This window comes from Halorientalis regularis, assembly GCF_023698535.1.
Classification (GTDB): domain Archaea; phylum Halobacteriota; class Halobacteria; order Halobacteriales; family Haloarculaceae; genus Halorientalis; species Halorientalis regularis.
In genome coordinates this window covers 13,463-34,920 of record NZ_JALJCL010000002.1, presented here as the reverse complement: position 1 = coordinate 34,920, position 21,458 = coordinate 13,463, and the positions used below count along the sequence as shown (strand labels likewise).

The window sequence follows — 21,458 nt, the reverse complement described above, 5'->3', positions numbered from 1 at the left end:
CTTTATAGAAGTCACAATGCGACCGCTTCCGAGCCTCACCGCGATTCGCCCGTGCCAATCCGGTCCTCCGAGCGAGAACTGATCGGTGGATAAAGACCTTTGATAGGTGGTACCCAATCGGGGAGCATGACCGACTACACCGTCGAATTCGTGGGGACGGGGGAGCAGATCACCGTTTCGGAGAAAGAGACGATCCTCCGCCGGTGCATCGAGGAGGGAATCGCTCAGGAGTACTCCTGTCGTGTCGGGATGTGTCTGGCCTGCTCGGCGAAGATCGTCGAGGGCGAGGTCACCCAGCCCGCAGCCCACGGGTTCACCGACGAGGAAAAAGAGGAGTACGCATTGACCTGCATGGCCCGGCCCACGTCCGATCTCGTGCTGGATCGCGGGCAGTACCCGCCCAGTATCGACGAGGACGCCGAGGGGTCGACCGGCGCGGCCGCCGACGACTGACGGACGGCTCGAACGTGGCGAGAGCCGTCGAACGAGAGCGGTGAGCGAAGCGAGCCGTGAGCCGGGCGACGCGACTGCCGCTCGAACTGCGTCAGTCGTTGCCGTCCGTACTTGCAGTGGCTTCCTCGTCCGCGACCTCGTCGTCACCCCAGTCGTCGGTTCCCTGGTCGCCGGACGCTCCGTTCGTAGACACGAGCGGTGAGAGGGGATCCGAATCCGGTTCCGGCGGTGCAGAGAATCGGTAGACTACGTCGTCGACGACGGTGACGTACTCGCCGTCGGGTCCGTTCTCGATGACGCGTCGGTCGCTGTCGATCGCGATGTCGACCAGCCCTTCGAGTGAATCCACCTCGACCGTCGGCCCGTCGCGGGCCTCCGGCGGAAGCCGTGCGGCGGTGATCCACTCTTCGTACTCGTTACGGTCGCGTTCGTAGGCCATGTACGCTCGTTCGGCCTCGCTCAAGGCCAACTGACCCTGATACCGGAGCGTGCCGAGCGCCAGCAGGCCGAGCAGACCGACGACGAGCAGTGCCGGCCCGCCGACACGCCCGACGAGGCCGGGCTGGACCTGCGTGCGGACGGCCCGGGTTTGCTTGGTCGCGTTCGTGATCGTGCCGGGATCGTCCACTCGGTAGACGCTGTCGTCGGCGGAGAGTCCGAGACGATAGGTCTGGGATCGGGCGACCGACCGTCCGTTGACCGTCCCCTCCGTCGTCACGTCGGCCGCGAAGGCCACCGCCAGCGTCCCCGGCGTGCCGCCGACCGACTCGTCGTACCGCTGGCTCTCGTTCAGCAGTTCCGTGACGTTCTCCGAGAAGGACAGCCGGACCGTCTCGCCGGGCTCGATCGACGCCGTCGTCCGGTTCAGCGGTCGCGTGACTCGCCAGTACTCCCCGCCATCCTCCCCGTCGGCGACCGACCGGAAGACCGCCTCGACAGTCGCCGTCACCGAGACGTTTCCGCCGTCGGTCGCGGTGTAAGTGTACCGGAAGGTCCCGTCAAGCACCGGTGTCGCCTGCGTGAAGTACGCCGTTCGGTTCGAGAGTGTCGTCCCCGCGTCGAACACGGGGCTGTCCACGACCACGTCGGCCTCGTGGTCGAACGCGCCGACGTACTGGGCCTGAGCGCGTTGCTCCTGCTCGACGGTCGTCTCCGTCGTCGCGTACGCACCGTAGGTCAGCCAGCCGCCGACCAGCAGCGTGGCTACGAGGACGAACACCACCGCCCCGAACTGTCCGTCGACTGTCGATCTGATTCGCCGTCCCCACGTTCTCATTGTATTCCTCCAGTTCGTATCTCCAAACCGTTCAATCGTGACACTTCAGCCGAGCCGGTCGAACACGCCGCCGGGCGTCTCTCGGGACCGCGACCGGATTCGTCCCGTGCCTGCGAGCGCGATCCCGACGACGTAGAAGCTCCCGCCCAGCAGCCCGTCGATGACCGCGATCGGGAGCCACGGGTGGACCTCGTACAGCGCCCGGATCGTCGACTGCGGCAGGATCGCCAGATAGCGATGCTCGACGAGGTACTGCCGGTAATATCCCGTCTCGGGCGGTGCCGACAGCGTCAGCGTCGCGTTGACGCTCTCCCTGGCCGGCACCCGCAACTCCGTCGGCTCGACACTCACCCGCTCGGAGTCGCCCTCGAAGTAGGAGACGATCGGCACTAGCCCGCCGTTCGAGACGGGATAGTCGACCGATTCGCTGGTCCCCTGCTCGATCACTCGCGGTCCCGGCGCGTCGGACTCGGCACTGACGACGCCGAACTCCTGAGAGCCGGCCGGAACGACCATCGCCGCCGTCGCCGCGAGGACGATCACCGCGGCGAAGATCGCGACGAGAAGTCGCGCGCTCGTCCCCGAGTCGCGCTCGCGTTGCCGGTCGCGCCGCCGGTCGCTCGACCCGCCGAGCCACACGTCGAGGACGTACGCGACGATCGACAGGGCGAACAGGAGATATGCCAGCCCCTGGACTCCCAGCAACGAGCGCGTCCCGAGCGCCGCGGCTGCCCGGCGCTGGACCGACTGGATCACAGACTGCGTTCCCATGACGACGGTCCCGAGTTCCGGGATCACCAGCACACCGCCGCCGGGCTGCCAGGCCGTCGCGACGATCTGGGCGTCTTTCACCGGCGGCTCGTCGTTGTCCTGATCGGTGAAAGGATTCGCGTCGCCTTTCGTGATGTACCCCCGGTCGGTCACGTCGACGACCCGGTGGGTCGTCAGCCCGCCGCCGTGGAGGCTCTCGGCCTGGAAGACGATCACGTCGCCCTCCTCGACCTCGCCCGCGACGGCCGCCGGAATCGCCACGAAGCCGTCGCCGGTTTCCATCGTCGGTGCCATGCTTCCCGAGGTGACATAGCCCAGCAGCACCGGCTGGCCGAGTAACTGGCCGGCCACGACGGCGACAATGGCGACAACCACCGCTGCTTCGATCACGGTTCCGAGACCCCACCCGCGAGCCATCTACGCTCGACTTTCACGGAGAGAAACAAGTATCTGACGCCACTTTGCTGAGGATCACTCGGCGGCGTACAGCCGACCAGCCACGATCAACAACCCCGAGACGATCCCGAGGAGAACCAGGAACCACCACCATGGTGGCCCGTCGCTGCCTGCGGGCGTCGACCCCGGATCGGCTGCCGCGCCGGGATCGTCGGCGGCCGCACCACCGTTGTCGACCGTCGCTGTGGCCGTCGGGGTTCCCGGCCCGCCGCCGGGTCCGGGCTGGCCGATGCCGCCCTCTTCAGTCCCGGTCGCGGGCGTCCCGGATTCGGCCCCGTCGGGCGTTCCCGACTCGTCTCCGTCCGGCGTGTCGGTCGGTGACGGCCCCGGTGTTTCGGTCTCGGTGCCGTCACCGTCGTCGTCTCCACCACTGAAGTCGAACCCACCGTCGCCGCCCCCGCCACCTGCTTCGTCGGTCGCCATCGGCGTCCCGTCGTGGACCTCGGCGTGGACGGTGAACTGGTCGGCGTCGGCTTCGACGGACCCGTCGGTCGCGTCGATCAGGACGCCGACGCTCACCGTCTCGTCGGGTTCGAGAACGACGGCGGTTTCCCGGCTCCCGAGTCCGTCGTCGGGGTCGTCATCGCGGTAGAACCGGATGTCCTCGACATCGGTGGTGAGCCAGACTCGGGCTCGCTGGTCGCCCGTGTACGTGATCGTGAACACGTCGTGGAACGGCGTCACCGACCCGGCGTTGACCCCTTCACCCTCGACGTTGGGATTCAAGGGCCCGAATCGGAGGGTGAGTTCCCCGTCTTCCATCACCGCATACGCGCCGTTGGGGCCGTCGCTGGGTGCGAGGGTGACATCTTCGTGGATTTGGTCGCCGCCGGGTGCCGCGGCTGACGAGAACAACAGGGTTCCCGCGAGGGCGAGCGCGGCGAGCGCGAGTAGTTTGCGTCGCATCTTCTGTCGTCTTTGTCGCCGTTGTCGCGTCGAAAGACCCACCGGTGGAGTCGAACCGCCGTACTCCGAGTGGGCATCAGTCAGCTGCGCTGTAGATAGCGTCGACCTCCGTCGCCGACAGCGCGCGGTCGAAAATCTGCACGTCGTCGATCCGGCCAGTGAAGTAATCCTTGTCCGGAAGGTGGGCCGGCGCACCGATAGTAACGGGTGAGTCCCGACTCACCAGCTGTGCGCTCACCGCTGCGTCGTCCACTTCGATCCCGTCGACGTAGAGACACACTTCGCTCGTCGCGTCGAACGTCATCGCCACGTGATGCCACTGATCGTCGGTGATCGGGATGATACCGGACACCTCTACACCGTCGGTCGAGACGGTATCGACCACCGTTCTCGGGTCCTCCGCGTTCGCGTCGATGCCGAGATTGTACTGCCGGTTCCCGGCACCACTTTGCTCCCGGGAGACGATCCGCGCGTAGTCGTTCTGATCGCTCGCCGGTTTCACCCAGGCAGCCAGCGTCAGCGCCTCCGTGATATCGAGAATCGGGTCGTCGGGTATCTTCACGTAATCGTCGTTACCGTCGAACGACAGTGCCTGCGCTTCGACGCCCGTAGCTGACTGTGCGCCATTGACTGTCCCGTTGAGCCCGTTCCCGCTGGCGTCGTTCGCATCCCCATCCAGCGGGTAATACGCCACGTAGTCTTCGGGCGCGGTCGGCGCGTACGGACCGCCGTCGGGGTTCTCGGGCGCGTCCGAGTCCGCCGGCTTCGTCGCGTTCGCGTGGATCGTCCCCTGGACCGTCGCCGTCCCGAGGTCGACCCCGTGCGTGTCGATGTGAACGCCCATGTGAACGGTCTCGCCGACCGCCAGTTCGACGACGCTGTCGTCGCCGTTGGTGAGTTTCGTTCCGTCGTCACTGCCCGGATACAGCCAGATCGACCCGTTCCCGAAGTTCGACGTGTCGAACGTCGCCCAGACGTAGACCGGCTGAGTCCCCTGGTTGGTGACCGTGAACACGTCGTCGAATTCGTAGACCGAGTCGGTGCCGAGGCCGTCGCCACGGCCGTTGCTCCCGAAGTCGAGTTCGAGCAGGCCGTTACTGTTCTGGCTGGCGAACTTGTCGCCGTAGATCGTGTTCGAGGGTTGGAGCTGCAGGAACGCCTGATCGTCGTCCGCGACTGCGACCGAGACTGTCCGGTCGGCGCTGACGCTGGTGAACGCGCCGGTGCCGACGACGCCGCCGACACCCGCGAGCCCGCCCAGCCCCATGAGTATGTTGCGTCGTTTCATTGTTCGTACCGTGTGTTCCCCATCGAGGGAGGACCCACCGGCGGAGTCGAATCGCCGCCGTATCGAACGGACACCAGTGTGGGTGGATGAACCAAGGTGGGTTCAGATGGACTCGGTTCCCAAGCCGAGTGCGGTGACCGTCACCTGCCCGTCGAGACTGGCGAGGCCGCCGAAGTGCCGACGTGGATCGTGATCCGCTGTTGATGTCCGTTATGTGTTATCGAGCCCTGCCTGCTCAGCGAGGTCAGCGTCCGCCACGATTTCGACGTTGTAATCGAAGTCACCGGTCGCCGCATCGTCGGTTCTGATATACAGGCCGAACTCGAACGACTCGCCCGGTCTGAGCAGGTAGACCTCAGGTGGGTTGGGGCCGACCGACCCTGGAAGGTCCGTGCCCTCGTCCAAGGTCGCCTCCTTGAAATTAGACCCATTGTCGAGGATCGTCCCGCCAATGTTAGTCAAGCTGGTGAACGGAGTTCCGTCGGGACGGTACCCGATGGAATCAGCCGAAAGCCCGTTAGGCATGTCGCTGACCTGCGGGTCGATGTAGACTCCGTCAACGCTGTCGTCGAATGCATCTGCACCGAGACTACTGGGGCTAGCGTAGACGATTGCGTTCTGCGTGCCTTGGTTCGCGATGTCAAAGATGTCGAAAATCACCGTCGTAGCGTTGTCGTTCACGCCACTTCCGGTGCTACCACTCGCACCGGCGACATCGATCGCAATCTCGTTTCCGGTCTCATTCGCGTACGCGGAGTTCTCGTTGCTGTCGGTCGCATCCATCTTAAGCAACGCACCACTATCGTCCGCGACGGACACAGTGACACCCCGGTCCGCGGCAACACTCGTAAACGCGCCTGTACCAACTGCAGCCGCCGAGCCGGCGGCGAGCGATCCCGCACCGATGAGGAATTTGCGTCGTTCCATAGTTGTTTCACGCGCACCCACCCCCAAGGTGAGTTGCGCTCACCCATCCCTACAGGCCATTCCCCCATTGTATTAACACGACAGAACGCTATCACGCCGATGTTGAACTCACTTCTCGGACAGCCTGAAGCGGCCCCGGCCGGACTACAGCGACCGCCTGAAACCGGTGTAATCAGTAATTACAACCGTCGAACGACCGGCTAACCGGGACCACCGTCCGAGCGCCGACGCACGGCGTGTACGGTCGATCGACAGTTCCACATCGCGACCGAACCGCCAGTAAGTAGCCAATTACGGGGGGTAGTTGGACCGTAATCGTCCGACATCCGTTGAAGAGTCGAAAGATCTTTTTGTATCTCTGAGGTAACAACAATCGATCAACCACTGCCGGACAGGGCCGGCGGGTTGGATGGAGACAGAACACACTCCCGCCGCCGTGCGGTTGGGTGCCGTGCGGCGGTGCGTGCCAGCACAGTCGCCGTCCGGGGATCGGACGCGAAGTGGGTAGGCAGCGATAGCAAATCGTGAGCAAGGCAGCACAAGAGACGGAGGCGGCCGACGGGCCGGCGACGCCCGACGGGGTGGGCGACGACGGGTCGATGACCGCCGACGACGCGTTCGAGGTATTGAGCAACCAGCGACGCCGGTACGCGCTCCATCACCTGAAGGCCGAGGACCGGCAGGTGGAACTGGGCCACCTCTCCGAGCACGTCGCGTCCTGGGAGAACGACACGTCGATCAGCGAGATCGGAGCCGACGAGCGCAAGCGCGTGTACACGTCCCTGCAGTCCCATCACCTGCCGAAAATGGACGAACAGGGAATCGTGAACTTCGACGACCGCGCGGGCGTGGTGGAGTTGACCGAGACGGCCGAGGATCTGGACGTGTATCTCGACGTCGTCCACGGCAAGGACATCCCGTGGAGCCAGTACTATCTGGGGCTGGCGGGGGTCGACGCGGCGCTGGTCGCGGCGGCCTTCATGGACGCGTGGCCGATCACCGTCCTGCCCGACATCGCGTGGGCGGCGTTCGTGGTCACGACCGTCGCCGCGTCGGCGCTGGTCCACATCTACCGCGACTCGACGAACAGGCTGGGGACCGACGACACACCACCGGAGATGCGAGACTGATGGGGCGACTCAAGTGGGCCAGTATCGTGTTCGCGTGCGCGGCCGTCTCCCTCGCCGTCGGGGCGGGCGCGTTCAATTCCGTGAGTGCCGACCGCGGCGTCGAGGTGTCGGTCGTCGAGGACGAGGAGGCGATGCTCGGGATCGAAACTGCCGCCGACATGTCGTTCGATAACGGCGTCGAACGGCGAGATATCGCGACGATCACCAACCGGTTCGGTGAGTCGGTGACGGTGGAAGTAACCGTCGTCGATTCGGGTGGTAACGTCCCGAGACTCAAGAGTGGTGGCTATCGATCGGTCACGCTCCAGCCAGGTGACGAGGCGACTATCGAACCGCGAATCCAGTGTAGTGCCAAGGGCGGACAGTCCAACCCGCAGTCCGAATCGTGGACGCTCACCGTGTTGGCGACCGGTGTAACGGTCTCCGTCGAGACCACCACGGAGATCCAGATCGAATGTACCGGGAACGGTAATGGATCCTCCGACGGCAACGGGTCGACCGGAACCCCTCCGGGTCAGTCGAAGCACGAATAACACGCCCCGAGTCGGTCTGTTTTTAATCGCCCCACATACCCGCGAGTGAATTTAAACGGACTGCCAATGATGACGAAAGTAGATGTCAGACTCGACTGCGATTCCGGAGAAACCGTGGTTCGCCGAGTACGAACAGTTCGGCGTGCCCGAGTCACTCGAACCGTATCCCGACCAGCCGGTTCACCAGTTCCTCTACGATTCGGCCGAGGAGTATCCCGAACAGGGGCTGGTCCAGCTGGGCCGGAAGTACACGTACCCGGAACTGGCCGAACAGGTCGATCGGCTGGCCACGGCGCTTCGCGACCGGGGGGTCGAGAAGGGGAGTCGCGTGGCCACCGTCTTGCCGACCTCTATCCAGTTCGTCCTCGCGGAGAACGCCATCTCCCGGGCCGGTGGGGTCCACATTCCGAACGACTTCCTCGACGCCGAGGAGGACCTGATCTATCGCCTCGAACAGGGCCAGCCCGAGGTCCTCATCGGTCAGGACAAACACCGGGACCTCATCGAGAGCCTCCAGGAGGAACTGGACCTCGACGACGTGATTCTCACCACCGTCGACGACTTCGGCGAGGACCCACCCGCGGACCACGAAGAGGTCGAGGGTGTCGAGTGGCTCACCGACGTGATCGAGTCCACGGAGCCGAACCCGCCCGAGGTCGAGTTCGACGTTGAAGAAGACGTGCACACGCTCCTGTTTACCGGTGGCACGACCGGCCTGCCGAAGGGCTGTCAGCTCACCCACCGCAACCTCGTCGCCAACGCCCTGCAGGCCAACGCCGCCCAGTCCCGGATGGCGGACATGATGCGTGGCGACGAGGGTGCCGTGATGGCCCTGCCGATGTACCACGCCTACGGCTACTCGGTCCAGCACTCGCTGATCGAACTCGGGCTGGAGATGCTGATGGTGCCCGACGCCCGGGACACGGAGATGATGGTCGACCTGATCGAGGAGCGCGAGCCCCTGATCATGCTCGGCGTCCCGACGCAGTTCATGGAAATCGTCAACGAGGACCTCGACCAGGACGTGGTCGGCCTCTCCGGGTCCGCGCCGCTGGCGACCGAGACCAAAGAGCAGTTCGAGGAGAAATCAAAGGGCGTCTCCCAGGGCTACGGCCTCTCGGAGATGTCGCCCGTGACCCACTTCAATACACGCGGGCTCCAGGACATGTTGCTGGGCGAGGACACACGCGAGGAGGGCTTCGACATGCCGACCATCGGCGTGCCGGTGCCCGACACCGAGGTCAAACTCGTCGACGTGGACTCCGGCGAGGAGATTCCGCTCCAGAAGGCCATCGACGAGGAACTCGAAGGCGAGATGCTGCTCGACGGTCCCCAGCGGATGAAAGGTTACCTCGACGAGAGCAAATCCCCGTTCGACGACGAGGGGTTCGTCGCGACCGGTGACGTGGCCAAGATCGACTCGAAGGGTCGCTTCTACATCGTCGACCGCGTCAAGAACATGATCAACGTCTCCGGGCTGAAGGTCTACTCCGAGGAAGTCGACGAGGTGCTGTTCTCGCATCCGGGCGTCCACCGCCCGGCGACCATCGGCGCGCCCGACCCGGACCGACCCGGCAGCGAGGTCGTCGTCATCTACGTCGAACCCGACCCGAGCTACGACGGCGAACTCACCGAGGACGACATCCGCGACCACCTCGAAGGCAAAGTCCCCAAACAGGCCATGCCCGAGGAGATCAACATCGTCGACGAAGTCCCGACGACCGACGTGGGCAAGACGGACAAACACTCGCTGAAGGGCCGCCACGAGTAGCCCGTCCTCGAGTCCCGCCGCCCCGCTGGAACCGACGAAAACTTCTTTGTCCTGTTGTCGAGGATATGTAAGTATGCTTGTGAATAGCTCCGTGTCCCGCTGCGCGATGTGTACTGGCCGTGCCCGGACTGTGCCGTCGCAGGAGGTGGTGTGATGGCGCTCGCCGAGACGGTCCTGGCGAACAAGCTGAAGATCGTCGGGGTGTTCCTCGCCGGCGGCACCGTCGTCACGACGCTCGCGCTCGGCGGCTTCCTGCCCGCTCTGGACGGTGGCGACGAGATGATCGACCGCGTCCCCGGCGAAGCCGATACCGTGGTGTACGTCGATCCGGGTGTCGTCTCCGATCCGACGACAAAACGCATGATCAACGCCACGCTGGAGCCGTTCGCGGCCCAGGATTCCTACGAGGGCCCCGCGGATTACGGGGAACTGATGGCCGAGTACGACAACGAGACCGGCGAGGACGAGCTCGCGCTCTCGAAACTGAACAGCGTCATGGTCTACGGCTCGACAGCCGGGAGCGAATCCGGTACCGAGTACTACGGCATCATCCTCGACTCGGCGTGGGAGAACTCGAACTTCGTCGAGACCGCCCGGAACGACAGCAACCTGTCGGAGGCCAGCTACGAGGGCTACACGGTCTACGTCAACGAGTCAGCGGGCGACGGCCAGACGGAACTCCTCGGCGTGCTGGGCGAGGGGCTCTACGTCGCGGGCACCGAAGCGGCGGTCGAGGACGCCATCGACGTCGACCGCGGTGCGGCCGACCCGGTCTCGGGCGACCTCAGGCAGACCTACCGGAACACCCGGGACGGGTACATCCAGTTTGCCACCTCGCTGGAGGCATCCGACGTCAACAACAGCACGCTCCCCGGGAACGCCGGCGGCTACTCCCGCGCACAGGTGCGTGAAATCTTCGAGGACACCCACACCGTCGCCGGTTCGTACTACACCGACGGCGACACCATCGGGTTCGAGACAAGGTTCGGCACCGAGGGTGAGAACACGGCCAGCGACCTGACGAATCTGATCGATGCCGGCGTCGTCAGGGCGAAGAAAAACGCCACCAACGAGAGCGTGGTCTCCTTCTACGACTCCGTCGGGGTGAATCAGGACGGGGCCGACGCTGTCATGCGAATCGAAGTCGACAGCGACACCGTCGCCGAGGCGATCCAGTCCATCGTCGAACCGTTCGCTCGGCTCTTCGGCTCGTTCGGCCAGCGCGGCGAGACGACCGCTGGCGGTCCGTCGTCCGGTCCCGGCCCTGGCGCGGAGAGTGACTCGGGGTCATACGCGATCCCGGCCCCACCGTAGAACGAGGATCGCGGTTCCGGTCCCCGTCAGTCTCAAGGCCCCCGGATTCGATACCCCGGCGTCGATGGACATTCCGTCGCTGTTGCGAAAGGAGGCCCTCTGGTCGCGGCATCGGCTGGTGACGCTGCTCTTCTTGCTCCTGATCCTGCCAGCCTTCTTCGCGGCGACGACGGCCGCCTTCGGCACCGTGATTCCGGAGGACGCTCCCGTCGGGGTCGTCGCCGAGAACGAGTCGGTCACCGAGGACGAGATCGCACTCGTCGAGGGCGGGCTGACGCTGTTCGCGGAACCCCGGGTGTACGAGAACGCCTCGACTGCCCGGCGGGCGTTGCACCGCGAACAGGTGTACGCCGTGCTGGAGGTCCCACCGGGGTTGTACGACGAGGGGGCCCGGAACGCGACGTTCACGCTGATCGTCGACGGGAGCATGGTCCCGTTCGAGCAACCCTCGAAGGCCATCCAGGGCATCGCTGGCGGGTACCTCGACCGGGAGTTCGACGCCGACGTGACCGTCCGGCGCGAGGTCGTCGGCGGCACACACTCGCTGTCGGAGTATCTGCTCCCCGTCTTCCTGCTCGGGATCGTCATGCTGTTCGCGTTCACGTATCTGCCGTACAATCTCGCCCGGGAACGCGACGTGCTGGACCGGTTGCTCGTCGAGTCCTCGCTCGATGCCGTCGTCGCGACGAAGATCGGCTACTTCGCCGTCCTCATGCTGATCCCGACCGTCGCCTTCGGCGCTGCGGCCGCCTCCCTGAACTACTCGGTGACGTTGTTCGTGCCGGGGGCCATCGCCGTCCTGCTGTTGACGTTCGTCTATCTGGCGGCGATCAGCACCTCCATCATGATCCTCACGAACTTCGACACGGTCGGGCGATTCCTCAACGTCGCCGTCCTGCTGGCGGCGATCACCTTCTCCAATCTGGTCTACCCGGTCGGCTTCTTCTCCTCGGTGCGCCGGGAGATCGCCCGCCTGGTTCCGCTGCACTACTCGATGATCGTCACCCGGAGCCTGACGCTGAAGGACACCTCTCCGGCGCTGTACGGGGATTACGTCCTCGGACTCGTCGGCTTCACCGTCGTGACCCTGCTCGTGCTGAAACTGTCCATCGAGCGGTACAAACGAACGATATGACCCGAACCGCGGACGACGACCATCGGAACGACCACGATCCCATCCTCGAACTGCACGCGGTCAGCAAGTCCTACGGGGACGTGACGGCGCTGTCCGGCGTCGATCTGTCGGTCGCACCGGGGACGATCCACGCGCTCGTCGGGCCGAACGGTTCGGGGAAGACGACGCTGTTCCGGATCGCGCTCGGTTTGACCCGGCCGTCGAGCGGGACCGTCGACGCGCCCGTCGAGGGGATCGGGCCGGGATTCCAGCGGGCGAACTTCTATCGCGACCTGACCGTCGCGGAGAATCTGGACGTGTTCGCCGCGCTGACCGGGGCCGAGGACGAGGCCTGGCGCGAGGAGATCTGTTCGACGCTCCGACTCGACCGCGTCCGCGACCGGCGGGCGGGCGATCTCTCGGGCGGGTTCGGGAAGAAACTCGACCTGGCACTGGCCCTGCTGAACCGCTCGCCCGTGGTCTGTCTCGACGAACCGATGGGTGACCTCGACGACGTGTCGAAGGCGAATCTGCTCGATCTGCTGGCCGACTACCGCGACGAGGGCCACGCGGTCGTCGTCTCGACCCACCACCTCGGGGCGTTCGCGGACGTGATCGACCACCTCACCGTCCTCCACGACGGCGAGGTCCTGCTCGACGACCCTCGCGGGGCCATCGACCTCGGCGATCACGACTCGCTACAGGACCTGTACGTGGCCCGGTCCCTGGCGGCCGACCGTGGCTCGACGGGCGATACTTAAACACCCGTAATACTGCCCTATTTTAAATGGCCTAAGGTCTCTTGCAACGGGGCTATGTAGTGTACTACCAACTATACTGTGGATCATGACGCAGGTGGAGGACACTTCCCGGGACATGCGCCTGGACCCGGATTCGTTCGCACAGGGGTACTTCAAGAACGCCGTCTACCGACACTGGGACCCGTACGACATCGAGGGGTTGGAGGCCGACAAGGAGAAAGTGATCGAGACGGCTCCGAGTGAGGAGGAGTTCAATACGCTTCGGACAGCCATCGCTCGCTTCGGCGCGGGCGAGGAAGCCGTGACGGAAGATCTGATGCCGCTGGGGATGGCGCTCGAGGACATCAACGACCAGATGTTCCTCTCCAGCCAGATCTACGAGGAAGCCAAACACACGCAGTTTTTCGACCGCTACTGGCGGGAAGTCGTCAACCCGGCGGAGGAGGCGCTGGACTTCGAGGTGACACGGCCGACGGACCAGCGATTCTTCAACGACCACTACATCGCGCTGTTCGACAAGACCGAAGACGCCATGGAGCGGCTGCTGGAGGACGACTCGCCGGAAGCGCGAGTCGAGGCCTACTGCCACTACCACCTCGTCGTCGAGTCGGTGCTGGCCCAGACCGGCTACTACGGGTTCCAGTCCGCGTTCAGTGACCAGGGGTCGGACGAGGTCGCAGTCAAGGACTGGCCCAACGCCGAAGGGCTGGTCGACGGCGTCGCCAAGATCCGCAGCGACGAGGGCCGCCACGTCGGTTTCGGGATGAACAAGGTTCGTGGCTACGTCCAGAACGGCGAGGTCGACGAGTCCGTCGTCCAGGAGACGCTGCAGGACCTCATGCCCCACGTCGCGGGTACCTTCAGTGATCTGACCGTCGGGATCAACCCCGCGCCGCTCGTGGCGTACTCCCGCGACAAACTCACTCGCAGGATCGAGATCATCACCGACGCCGAAGCCGAAGTCCCCGACGTGGACGAACTCGTCAAACTCGACACCGGCGAAGGGACCGCCGCCGACTGACCGCGGTCGTTCGTCAGCCGAAGCCACCGGGCGAAACGAGCTCGGCTACCGACCGACGACCACACGGCAATTCGCCGTCCATCCTCGTTTTTCCGACCCGAAACCGACAGCGCTGGCCGTCTCAGGCGTCCGGGTAGTCGTCGGCCCAGGGGTTCGCCCGTTCGAGCGCCGCCGCGATCCCCAGCAGGTCGGCCTCGGCGTACCGAGACCCGACGACCTGGAGGCCCACCGGCAACCTGTCGTCGGTGAGTCCGGCGGGTACGGCCACGACCGGGTGCCCGGTCATGTTGAACGGCCAGGTGAGCCCCCAGTCCATCGGGAGGCCGCCTGCGCGCTCGCCGTCGATCTCCGCGGGGTAGGGCTCGTCGTGGGTCAGCGGTGGCGTCGAGAGGGTCGGCATCACCAGCGCGTCGTGGTCCTCGAGGACGGCCTCGACCGCGTCGTACAGCTCCGTCCGCACCTCGTTGGTCTTCAGGTAGTCGACGGCGTCGTACCCCTCGCCCATCTCGACGGTCTGGACGAACGAACTGGAGAGGTCGTCGGCGTCCTCGCCGGTCACGTCCACGCCGTACTCCGCTTCGAGGTAGTGGGCCATGACGGCGAACAGCGGCGTCGCCTCGGTGCCGTACGCGTAGTTCAGCGTTCCCTTGTCGGGACCGTCGACCGTGACCTCCGAGACCGTCGCGCCCGCGTCGGCCAGCGCGTCGGCGGCCTCTCGACAGATCGACGTGACCGACGTGGCCACCGGGAACGTATCGAGGTCCGGCGTGAACGCGATGTCGAACTCGCTCGCGTCGCGGTCGGTCGCGTCCGTGTAGTCGTCTCTGGGTGCCTGGACGCTGAACGGGTCGCTGTCGTCCTGTCCGACCAGCACCGAGAGCATGAGCGCGAGATCGTCGACGGTGCGAGCCATCGGTCCGACGACGCCGACCGGTGTCGTGGAACTGAACGCGTCTGGCCGGTTGTCCTTCGGGACGAGGCCGAACGTGGGCTTCACCGAGACCACGTGACAGCACGACGCCGGGTTGCGGAGCGAGCCGCCCACGTCCGAGCCGGTCGCCAGCGGGGCCAATCCCGCGGCCAGCGCGGCCGCCGACCCGCCGGAGGACCCGCCGGCGTTGTAGTCGCGGTCGAACGGCGTCGCCGTCGGCCCGAGCAACTCGTTGTACGTCTGCATCGTGTGGCCCAGCTCGGGCGTGTTCGTGGTCCCGAGCGGGATCGCGCCTGCGTCCTCAAGTCGTTCGACGATGAGACTCGACTCCGCGGCCACGTTGTCGGCCAGCGGCGCGAGCCCCATGGTGTGTGGCACGCCCTCGATCTCCATGTGGAGGTCCTTGATCGCGACGGGCACCCCGTGAAGCGGGCCGAGGTCCTCGCCGTTCTCGACGGCCTGTTCGGCCTCGCGAGCCTGCTCACGCGCCCGTTGTTTCAGCACGTTCACGTAGGCGTTCAACTCGTCGTTCTGCGCGTCGATGCGGTCGAGGTACTTCTCGACCACTTCGACGGGTGATACATCCCCCGTCTGAATCGCGTCGGCGAGCTCGGTCGCCGACTCGTACCCTGTGGACATGTGTCGAGACCCGAACGGAACCGGAATAATAGCTTCGCCTAGTGGCTATCTCTCGGTTTTCCGTCGTCGCTCGCTCGTTCGGAGACGCTCCCTGCGGTCGCGTCTTCCCGTCAGTCGTCCGCGCTCGCACTCTCACCGCCGTCCTCGCGATGAGCCTCGGCCGACGCGCGAATGTCGTCCGACACCGCCGGTACGTCGTCGGCGTCGATCCCGCCCTGGGCCTCGATCTCCTCGGCCGACATCGGGTAGGTCCGCAGATCGTAGTGGATGTCGATGCCGGCCTTCGCGCCCTGGCCCATCGCCACCGGAATTTGGTTGTGGCCGGGCACCATGTCGCCGACCGCGTAGACACCGTCGGCGCTGGTCGCCCCGTGGTCGTCGACCGCAACGGTCCCGTCATCGTTCAACTCGACGCCCAACTGCTCGGCGAGGTCGGTGTTGTAATCGGACCCGTACATGGCGAACCCGCCGCGGTACTCCCGGCGCGTTCCGTCCTCGAATTCGAGGGCTTCGAGCCAGCCGTCGTCGCCGTTCTCGACGCCCGTGACCTCTTCCTCGACGATATCGACGGGGTGCGCGCGGACCAGTTCGTCCGTCTCGTCGCTCCAAGTCGGCTCGTCGCCGTCCAGGAGCACGTCCACGTCGTCGGTGAAGTTGAGCATGATCATCGCGACGTGGGCGGTGCTGTCGCCGTGGCCCATCACGTACACCGACTCGTCGACGAACATGTAGGCGTCACAGTGGAGACAGTAGTGCAGTCCCCGCCCCGTCCGGGGGACCGGCGGGTCGGGGTGGCCGTCGGAGAAGCCGGTGGCGAGGACGACTCTGTCCGTGACGGCGGTGATGTCGCCCGCCTCCAGTCGAATTCGGCCGTCGTCGAGTCGTTCGGCGTCGGTCACGAAATCGCGGTGGTAGTCCGCGCCGTAGCCTTTGATCTGCTCGATGGCAGTCTGGAGCAACTCGTTGCCCGACGTGTCCTCGGTGATCCCGATGACGTTGTGGGTGTCCTGCATCATCGCGGCTCGGCCACCGCCGCGGTTGACGACGGCGGTGTCGTGGCCTAGCCGTGTCGTGTACAGCGCCGCGGTCAGCCCCGCAGGGCCGCCGCCGACGACGACGACTTCGTACTCGCGTTCCTCGCTCATTGGTATTCCTCTGTAGGGCCGCGCGACACAAAACTGTCTGGTTACCTGTCGGTTATCGAGTCCTCGTCACGTGGCCCCCGAATCCGGAGGGTCACGGAATCGACCGTAGCAGGTCTATGAGGGTCGTTACCACGAGTCATACTCTCCATCGGTCACACGAAGGACAGGCCATATATGACTGGGGAGCGTATATTCCGACGAACAGACCCGGTGTCAGCCGACCGCCACTCATTCAAATCATGACAAGCCGTGTATTCAGACTCCATTCGACACTCGAATTGCCGCTCGAAGACGTGTACGAGTATTTCGAAGACCCCGATCTCCCGGTGGAGATGGAGGACATCGACATCACTCGTCGCAACAACACACTGATCATCAGTGCTGTGGCTGCCGACGAGTCGATGAGCAAGTACACGCCGACAGCACAACTGAAAGCCAGCATCACGGAAAACAGGGTGTACGAGGAAGAGCCCGAAGACCGACCCGGCGGCCCCGGTGGCGGTGGAGGCGGCAGCCCACAGTGGGGCACACTCGAAGAAGAGGAAGAGGAAATCGAGTCCGAACTCGTCGAATACGCCTGTTTCAAGGGCGACCGCGAAACTGTTCTCCAGAACACCGCGCTCCAGTACCCGATGTTCGAGGTCCTCTGTGAGATCGCCAAAATCGCAGAAAAAGGCACGCTGACCGCCGTCGTGGCGGTCGACGGCGAACTGCACGCGACCCGCATCGTCGACGGTGAGGAACGACCCGCCTCCGTCAACGTCGTCGAAGAGCCCAAGGAAGAAGACGGGGCAAACGGCGTCAACTGGCGGGACAACAAGTTTATCAGCTGAATTCGCGGCTCCGTCTCCGCTTCTCGCTACGACTGCCCGCGTAGCCCCGCGCTCGCCGTCGCACTCGAACTGGTCGCCGTCCCGGTTCCCGATGCGCCCTCGCGAACGCTCTCCGGGAGCGCCGTGTCGACCGGCGTGTCGAATTCGACGAACTCTGCGTACATAGTGAAGTTGCCGCTTCCGGTGGAGCCGCTGATCTCCAGGCCCTCGATCTGCATGTCCATCTCGACGTAGGAAATGTAGTTCGTCTCCCTGTCGACACCGATCTCGAAGCGCATCGACTCGAACTTGTCGAGGGCGTTCTCGCCCGGACCGCTGCTGGAGTTGCCGAAGATGCTGGCCAGTCCCAGCAGACTATCGAGGTTCCCGCGCACGATCACGGTGTCGTCGGTAACCGTCGCCCGCGACCGGTTGGTCAGTTCGAGTGGAATTTCGGTTGGCGGTGTCACGTCGTTGAAGGTCGTCTCCTCGGTCTCGTACTCGTACTCCATCTCGTTCTCGTTTTTCGACCGTTCGTACTCGGTCCCGTTCGCGTACCAGGTGTCGACCTGCTGGACGAAGCTGAACCCGCCGAACTCGATGTCGTTCTCCATGCTGGTGTAGGACTGATTGTGAACCATGTCGTACCGCCCGGTCCCTTCGCCGCGCATGATCATCCGGCCGTTCTGCTGCCCCTGGAGCGTGAGGTTCATCGACTGGCGCTCCTCGGTCACGATGGTATCGACGCCGTCCATCCGCTCGCGTGCCCTCGGTAGGGGATTCTCGATGGCCGTCACCGTCGTCGACTCCCCGGCGACTTCGACAGTGTACTCGCCTGGTCCCGGAAAGATGTGCCGGAGCGTGACACTCCGCTCGGCGTTCGCGTCCACGCGGACCGTCTCCGAGGCGACCTGTTCACCGTCGACGGTGAGGCCGACCGTGTGGTTCCCGGCCGTGTCACCCCCGTTCACCGCGTCCACGGTGACGGCGTACCCGACCCCGGCGAGGGCCTCCGCGTCGAGCGTCGCCGATGCCTCGACCGACGCGGCCGCACTGTCTTCGGTCTCGTTCTCGTCCGTGGCTGCCGGGGTCTCGGAGCCAGTGAGCCCCGAACACCCAGCCAACAACACCGCCCCTGCGACTACCAGTACCAGCAGCGATCGCTTCATACGAACACGTCAGCGAATAATCGTAAAATACCTGTTGTTCCATCGAGGCGTGAGTGGTCTGTCGCGGGCCGTTTTACCGTATCGTCTCGGGCGGCATCAGCCCCGGTGGCGGAAGGTAACGACCGTACTCAGCCCCTGGCCGTCGACCGACTCCGTCGTCACGTTCATCGTGAGCACGTCGTCCTCGTCGACGACGCCGTAGGTGACCGCTTCGAGGTCACTCGCGCTCTCGCCTTCGGCCAGCAGGACGATCCGAACCTGGTCGCGGTTGACCGTCACGTCGTCTACGTCGTAGCCCTCGTCCTCGAACGCTGCTCGCAGGTCCACTTGCAACTCGCTCATGGCCTTGCCTACGGCGGCCGCGCTTAAAATACAGGGGCCTGCGACCGCTCGCCATCGGCCGACCGGGCGGATATGGTAGGCTGACCCACACGAACGGAATCCCGAAAAACACTTATCGGGGAGTAATTATATCTCATTACACCATGGCGGAATTCCCAGACTACCTGGACGTCGATTACACCGACGGCGAAGGCGAAGACCCCTCGGACTATCCGACTATCGAGGACAAGATCGAGAAGGCCATCGAGGTCACTCGCGAGGGCCTCGAACAGTACGAGAATCCCGTCGTGATGTGGACCGGCGGGAAGGACTCGACGCTGACCCTGTACTTCATCAAGGAAGTCGCCGAGAAGTACGATCTGGAAGTGCCCCCGGCGGTCTTCATCGACCACTACCAGCACTTCGACGAACTGTTCGACTTCGTCGAGAAGTGGGCCAACGAGTGGGATCTGGACCTCATCTACGCCCGCAACGAGGACGTGGGTGAGTACGTCGAGGAGAACGACCTGGAGCCGGGCGACGACATTCCCGTCGACGAACTCTCGGAACACAACCAGCACCACATCCGGAACATCCTGGAGTACGAGGAAGACACCTTCCCGTTCCTGCTGGACACCTACGTCGGTAACCACCTGCTCAAGACCGTCGCGCTCAACGACGCCATCGAGGAGTACGACGTGGACGGCATCCTCTCGGGCGTCCGCTGGGACGAACAGGAGGCCCGCGCCGACGAGACCTTCTTCTCGGCCCGGCACGACCCGGACATCTACCCACCCCACGACCGCATCCAGACGATCCTGCAGTTCGCCGAACCCGACGTGTGGAACGCTTACTGGCACTTCGTCGTCCCGGACACCGTCGACGAGTACCCCGACGAGGGCTACGTTCCCCAGGGCCAGGACGACATCCCCGGCGACCTCACGAAGGACGACCTGCCCGTGAGCCCGAAGTACTTCGCCGGCTTCCGCTCGCTAGGCAGCGAAGTCAGCACGGACAAGGCCGCCGAGGAACCAGCCTGGCTGCAGGACATGGAGAACACGACCGAGCGCGCCGGCCGCGCCCAGGACAAGGAGGACCTGATGGAGCGCCTGCGCGACCTCGGTTATATGTAACCACTTTTTTTGCGAGGGGGTCGTTGCGCGACCCCCTCGCGAAAAACGTGGGCGAAAAAGCGGGACTCGCGCGACGCGCGAGTCCCGTGAACCGGCGGCCGAAGGCCGCCGGATGCTGGACTCCACAGCCCCGCCTACCGCCCAGCCCCGCCTACCGCCGCACTTTCGTCGGATTCTCGGCACGCATGAACGCTTCGCCAGTCTCGGAGTCGGCGAGGACCAGTCGGCCTTCGGCGTCCCGACCCTCGACCCACTCGGGCAGGTCGGGGATCCCGTAGTCCGCGGGGTCGTAGAACTGTGCGGCGATGGTCCAGGTACGGGCGAGCATCCGCCCGCCGCTCGCGTCCGCTCGCTGTTGCATACCGGAGGTTCCCGCGGCCACCGATAAGGGCACGCAAACGGTCGACAACGTCCACGGCGGTGGCGTTTGCGAGGGTTGACAGGGAGGGCTCCCGGATCGGCCTCGCGTCCGGAACAACTACGCCGGTCGCGCTCCCACTCTCCGGCAATGACCGACGGCGTTCCGGACGACTCCGGAGTCGACTACACGGACGGCGCGGGCGAGACGCCCGCGGATTACCCGACGCTGGCCGCGACGTTCGAGCGCGCGAGCGAGGTCGTGGGGACGGCACTCGAGGCCGCCGACGCGCCCGCGGTGATCTGGACCGGCGACCGCGACTCGACGCTCGCGCTCTATCTCGTCCGTGAGGTCGCGGCCGACCAGGACCGTCCGCTCCCGGCGGTGATCCTCGCGGAATCCGTCGCCGCCGACGCCTTCGTCGCCCGCTGGGTCGACCGCTGGGGACTCGATCTCGTGGTCGCTGGTGACGACCGTCTGGCGACTGTGATCGACGACCACGGCTTCGACGCCGTGATCGCACCGGACCGCGGCGACGACCCCGACATCGCGGCCGACGAGTCCTTCGCCGCGCCGACGCGGGACGGTGCCGTCACCTACGACCGGATTCGCCCCCTGCTCATCTTCGACGAGGACGCCGCCCGCAACGCCACCTGGGGCTTCGTCGTGCCCGATACTGTCGACGCATTCCCGGCCGGCTACGTCCCCGAGAGTACCGACGACCTGCCCGACGGTGTCGAACTGGCCGATATCCCAGTCGATTCCGGCACGCTCGACGCTCTGGACGACGAGTGATGCCTCGCGGTGCTACAGCTCCAGCACCTCGACCAGGTGCCCGTCCGGATCGCGCAGAAAGCAGATCCGCGTCCCGCTCTCGGTAGTCTGTGGTTCGCTGATCGTCGGCACGTCCTCCGGCAGGCCGGCGTAGAACCCGTCGAGGTCGTCGACTTCCAGCCCGAGGTGGGTCGCGCCGGGCTGGTTCACCCGACCTTCCGGGTGCCTGTCGCTCTCGGGGTCGTACTCGACGAGTTCGACGCGCGCGCCGTCGGCGTCGAGGTGGGCGAAGTCCGCCGACGCGCCCGCGATGCCGACGCCGGTGGCGAACGCCTCGCCGCCGACCGAGAACCGCGACAGCACGTCGAGTCCGAGCGTGTCCCGGTAGAACTCGACCGCCCGATCCAGATCCGACACCGTCAGTCCGACGTGGTGTGCGGTGAGGTCCTGCATAC

Annotated in this window: 22 protein-coding genes; 11 read left to right on the top strand and 11 right to left on the bottom strand. The window is 65.2% G+C overall.

Features of this window, described 5'->3' with window-relative positions:
• Window positions 1-126: 126 nt before the first annotated feature.
• The gene (locus tag MU521_RS02405; protein WP_092694944.1) at window positions 127-453 is read left to right on the top strand and encodes a 2Fe-2S iron-sulfur cluster-binding protein; all 327 of its coding nucleotides are present in this window, start codon (window positions 127-129) and stop codon (window positions 451-453) included.
• A 91-nt stretch (window positions 454-544) separates the two neighbouring features.
• Here MU521_RS02405 and MU521_RS02400 read toward each other — a convergent pair whose 3' ends face one another.
• From MU521_RS02400 to MU521_RS02380, 5 genes are all read right to left on the bottom strand, one after another.
• A complete protein-coding gene (locus MU521_RS02400) occupies window positions 545-1,729 on the bottom strand; it encodes a DUF5305 family protein (protein ID WP_092694942.1) in 1,185 nt (394 codons plus the stop codon).
• A gap of 45 nt (window positions 1,730-1,774) precedes the next feature.
• A complete protein-coding gene (locus MU521_RS02395; protein ID WP_092694940.1) occupies window positions 1,775-2,917 on the bottom strand; it encodes a signal peptidase I in 1,143 nt (380 codons plus the stop codon).
• 54 nt (window positions 2,918-2,971) lie between these two features.
• Window positions 2,972-3,862, bottom strand: coding sequence for a DUF1102 domain-containing protein (locus tag MU521_RS02390; RefSeq protein WP_092694938.1), 891 nt, complete (start codon window positions 3,860-3,862; stop codon window positions 2,972-2,974).
• Between the two features lie 76 nt (window positions 3,863-3,938).
• Window positions 3,939-5,150, bottom strand: a complete 1,212-nt coding sequence (locus MU521_RS02385; RefSeq protein ID WP_217630191.1) for a LamG-like jellyroll fold domain-containing protein — start codon at window positions 5,148-5,150, stop codon at window positions 3,939-3,941.
• Between the two features lie 210 nt (window positions 5,151-5,360).
• The gene (locus MU521_RS02380) at window positions 5,361-6,077 is read right to left on the bottom strand and encodes a hypothetical protein (RefSeq protein WP_139171178.1); all 717 of its coding nucleotides are present in this window, start codon (window positions 6,075-6,077) and stop codon (window positions 5,361-5,363) included.
• 524 nt (window positions 6,078-6,601) lie between these two features.
• Between MU521_RS02380 and MU521_RS02375 the strand changes: the two genes are divergently transcribed.
• From MU521_RS02375 to MU521_RS02345, 7 genes are all read left to right on the top strand, one after another.
• Window positions 6,602-7,207, top strand: a complete 606-nt coding sequence (locus MU521_RS02375; protein ID WP_245681223.1) for a DUF7344 domain-containing protein — start codon at window positions 6,602-6,604, stop codon at window positions 7,205-7,207.
• Window positions 7,207-7,740, top strand: coding sequence for a hypothetical protein (locus MU521_RS02370; protein ID WP_092694932.1), 534 nt, complete (start codon window positions 7,207-7,209; stop codon window positions 7,738-7,740). The genes MU521_RS02375 and MU521_RS02370 overlap by 1 nt, the downstream gene beginning before the upstream one ends.
• Window positions 7,741-7,822: 82 nt before the next feature.
• On the top strand, window positions 7,823-9,511 hold the full coding sequence (locus tag MU521_RS02365) for an AMP-binding protein (protein ID WP_092694930.1): 1,689 nt from the start codon (window positions 7,823-7,825) through the stop codon (window positions 9,509-9,511).
• A gap of 153 nt (window positions 9,512-9,664) precedes the next feature.
• Window positions 9,665-10,825 (top strand): hypothetical protein, encoded by a 1,161-nt coding sequence (locus MU521_RS02360; protein ID WP_092694928.1) that lies wholly within the window; start codon window positions 9,665-9,667, stop codon window positions 10,823-10,825.
• A gap of 64 nt (window positions 10,826-10,889) precedes the next feature.
• Window positions 10,890-11,960, top strand: coding sequence for an ABC transporter permease (locus MU521_RS02355; RefSeq protein WP_092694926.1), 1,071 nt, complete (start codon window positions 10,890-10,892; stop codon window positions 11,958-11,960).
• Window positions 11,957-12,700 (top strand): ATP-binding cassette domain-containing protein, encoded by a 744-nt coding sequence (locus MU521_RS02350; RefSeq protein WP_092694924.1) that lies wholly within the window; start codon window positions 11,957-11,959, stop codon window positions 12,698-12,700. The genes MU521_RS02355 and MU521_RS02350 overlap by 4 nt, the downstream gene beginning before the upstream one ends.
• Before the next feature lie 85 nt (window positions 12,701-12,785).
• Window positions 12,786-13,721, top strand: a complete 936-nt coding sequence (locus MU521_RS02345; protein ID WP_217630190.1) for a ferritin family protein — start codon at window positions 12,786-12,788, stop codon at window positions 13,719-13,721.
• Between the two features lie 121 nt (window positions 13,722-13,842).
• Here MU521_RS02345 and MU521_RS02340 read toward each other — a convergent pair whose 3' ends face one another.
• On the bottom strand, window positions 13,843-15,291 hold the full coding sequence (locus MU521_RS02340; protein WP_092694922.1) for an amidase: 1,449 nt from the start codon (window positions 15,289-15,291) through the stop codon (window positions 13,843-13,845).
• Between the two features lie 110 nt (window positions 15,292-15,401).
• Entirely contained in the window at window positions 15,402-16,436 is a 1,035-nt protein-coding gene (locus tag MU521_RS02335; protein ID WP_092694920.1) for an NAD(P)/FAD-dependent oxidoreductase, read from the bottom strand.
• A 239-nt stretch (window positions 16,437-16,675) separates the two neighbouring features.
• Between MU521_RS02335 and MU521_RS02330 the strand changes: the two genes are divergently transcribed.
• Window positions 16,676-17,269, top strand: coding sequence for a DUF7110 family protein (locus tag MU521_RS02330; RefSeq protein WP_092694918.1), 594 nt, complete (start codon window positions 16,676-16,678; stop codon window positions 17,267-17,269).
• A 26-nt stretch (window positions 17,270-17,295) separates the two neighbouring features.
• On the opposite strand, the gene MU521_RS02325 is transcribed toward MU521_RS02330, so the two are convergent.
• Both MU521_RS02325 and MU521_RS02320 read right to left on the bottom strand, forming a co-directional pair.
• A complete protein-coding gene (locus MU521_RS02325) occupies window positions 17,296-18,417 on the bottom strand; it encodes a hypothetical protein (RefSeq protein ID WP_092694915.1) in 1,122 nt (373 codons plus the stop codon).
• Between the two features lie 96 nt (window positions 18,418-18,513).
• A complete protein-coding gene (locus tag MU521_RS02320) occupies window positions 18,514-18,759 on the bottom strand; it encodes a hypothetical protein (RefSeq protein ID WP_092694913.1) in 246 nt (81 codons plus the stop codon).
• A 143-nt stretch (window positions 18,760-18,902) separates the two neighbouring features.
• Between MU521_RS02320 and MU521_RS02315 the strand changes: the two genes are divergently transcribed.
• On the top strand, window positions 18,903-19,871 hold the full coding sequence (locus MU521_RS02315; protein WP_092694911.1) for a phosphoadenosine phosphosulfate reductase family protein: 969 nt from the start codon (window positions 18,903-18,905) through the stop codon (window positions 19,869-19,871).
• Window positions 19,872-20,022: 151 nt separating this feature from the next.
• Here the strand turns inward: MU521_RS02315 and MU521_RS02310 are convergent, their stop codons facing one another.
• Window positions 20,023-20,232, bottom strand: a complete 210-nt coding sequence (locus MU521_RS02310; RefSeq protein WP_092694910.1) for a hypothetical protein — start codon at window positions 20,230-20,232, stop codon at window positions 20,023-20,025.
• 147 nt (window positions 20,233-20,379) lie between these two features.
• Between MU521_RS02310 and MU521_RS02305 the strand changes: the two genes are divergently transcribed.
• Window positions 20,380-21,024: an adenine nucleotide alpha hydrolase family protein gene (locus tag MU521_RS02305; protein WP_092694908.1), complete on the top strand. Its 645-nt coding sequence runs from the start codon at window positions 20,380-20,382 to the stop codon at window positions 21,022-21,024.
• Between the two features lie 12 nt (window positions 21,025-21,036).
• On the opposite strand, the gene MU521_RS02300 is transcribed toward MU521_RS02305, so the two are convergent.
• Window positions 21,037-21,456: a VOC family protein gene (locus tag MU521_RS02300; RefSeq protein WP_092694906.1), complete on the bottom strand. Its 420-nt coding sequence runs from the start codon at window positions 21,454-21,456 to the stop codon at window positions 21,037-21,039.
• Between the last annotated feature and the right edge of the window lie 2 nt (window positions 21,457-21,458).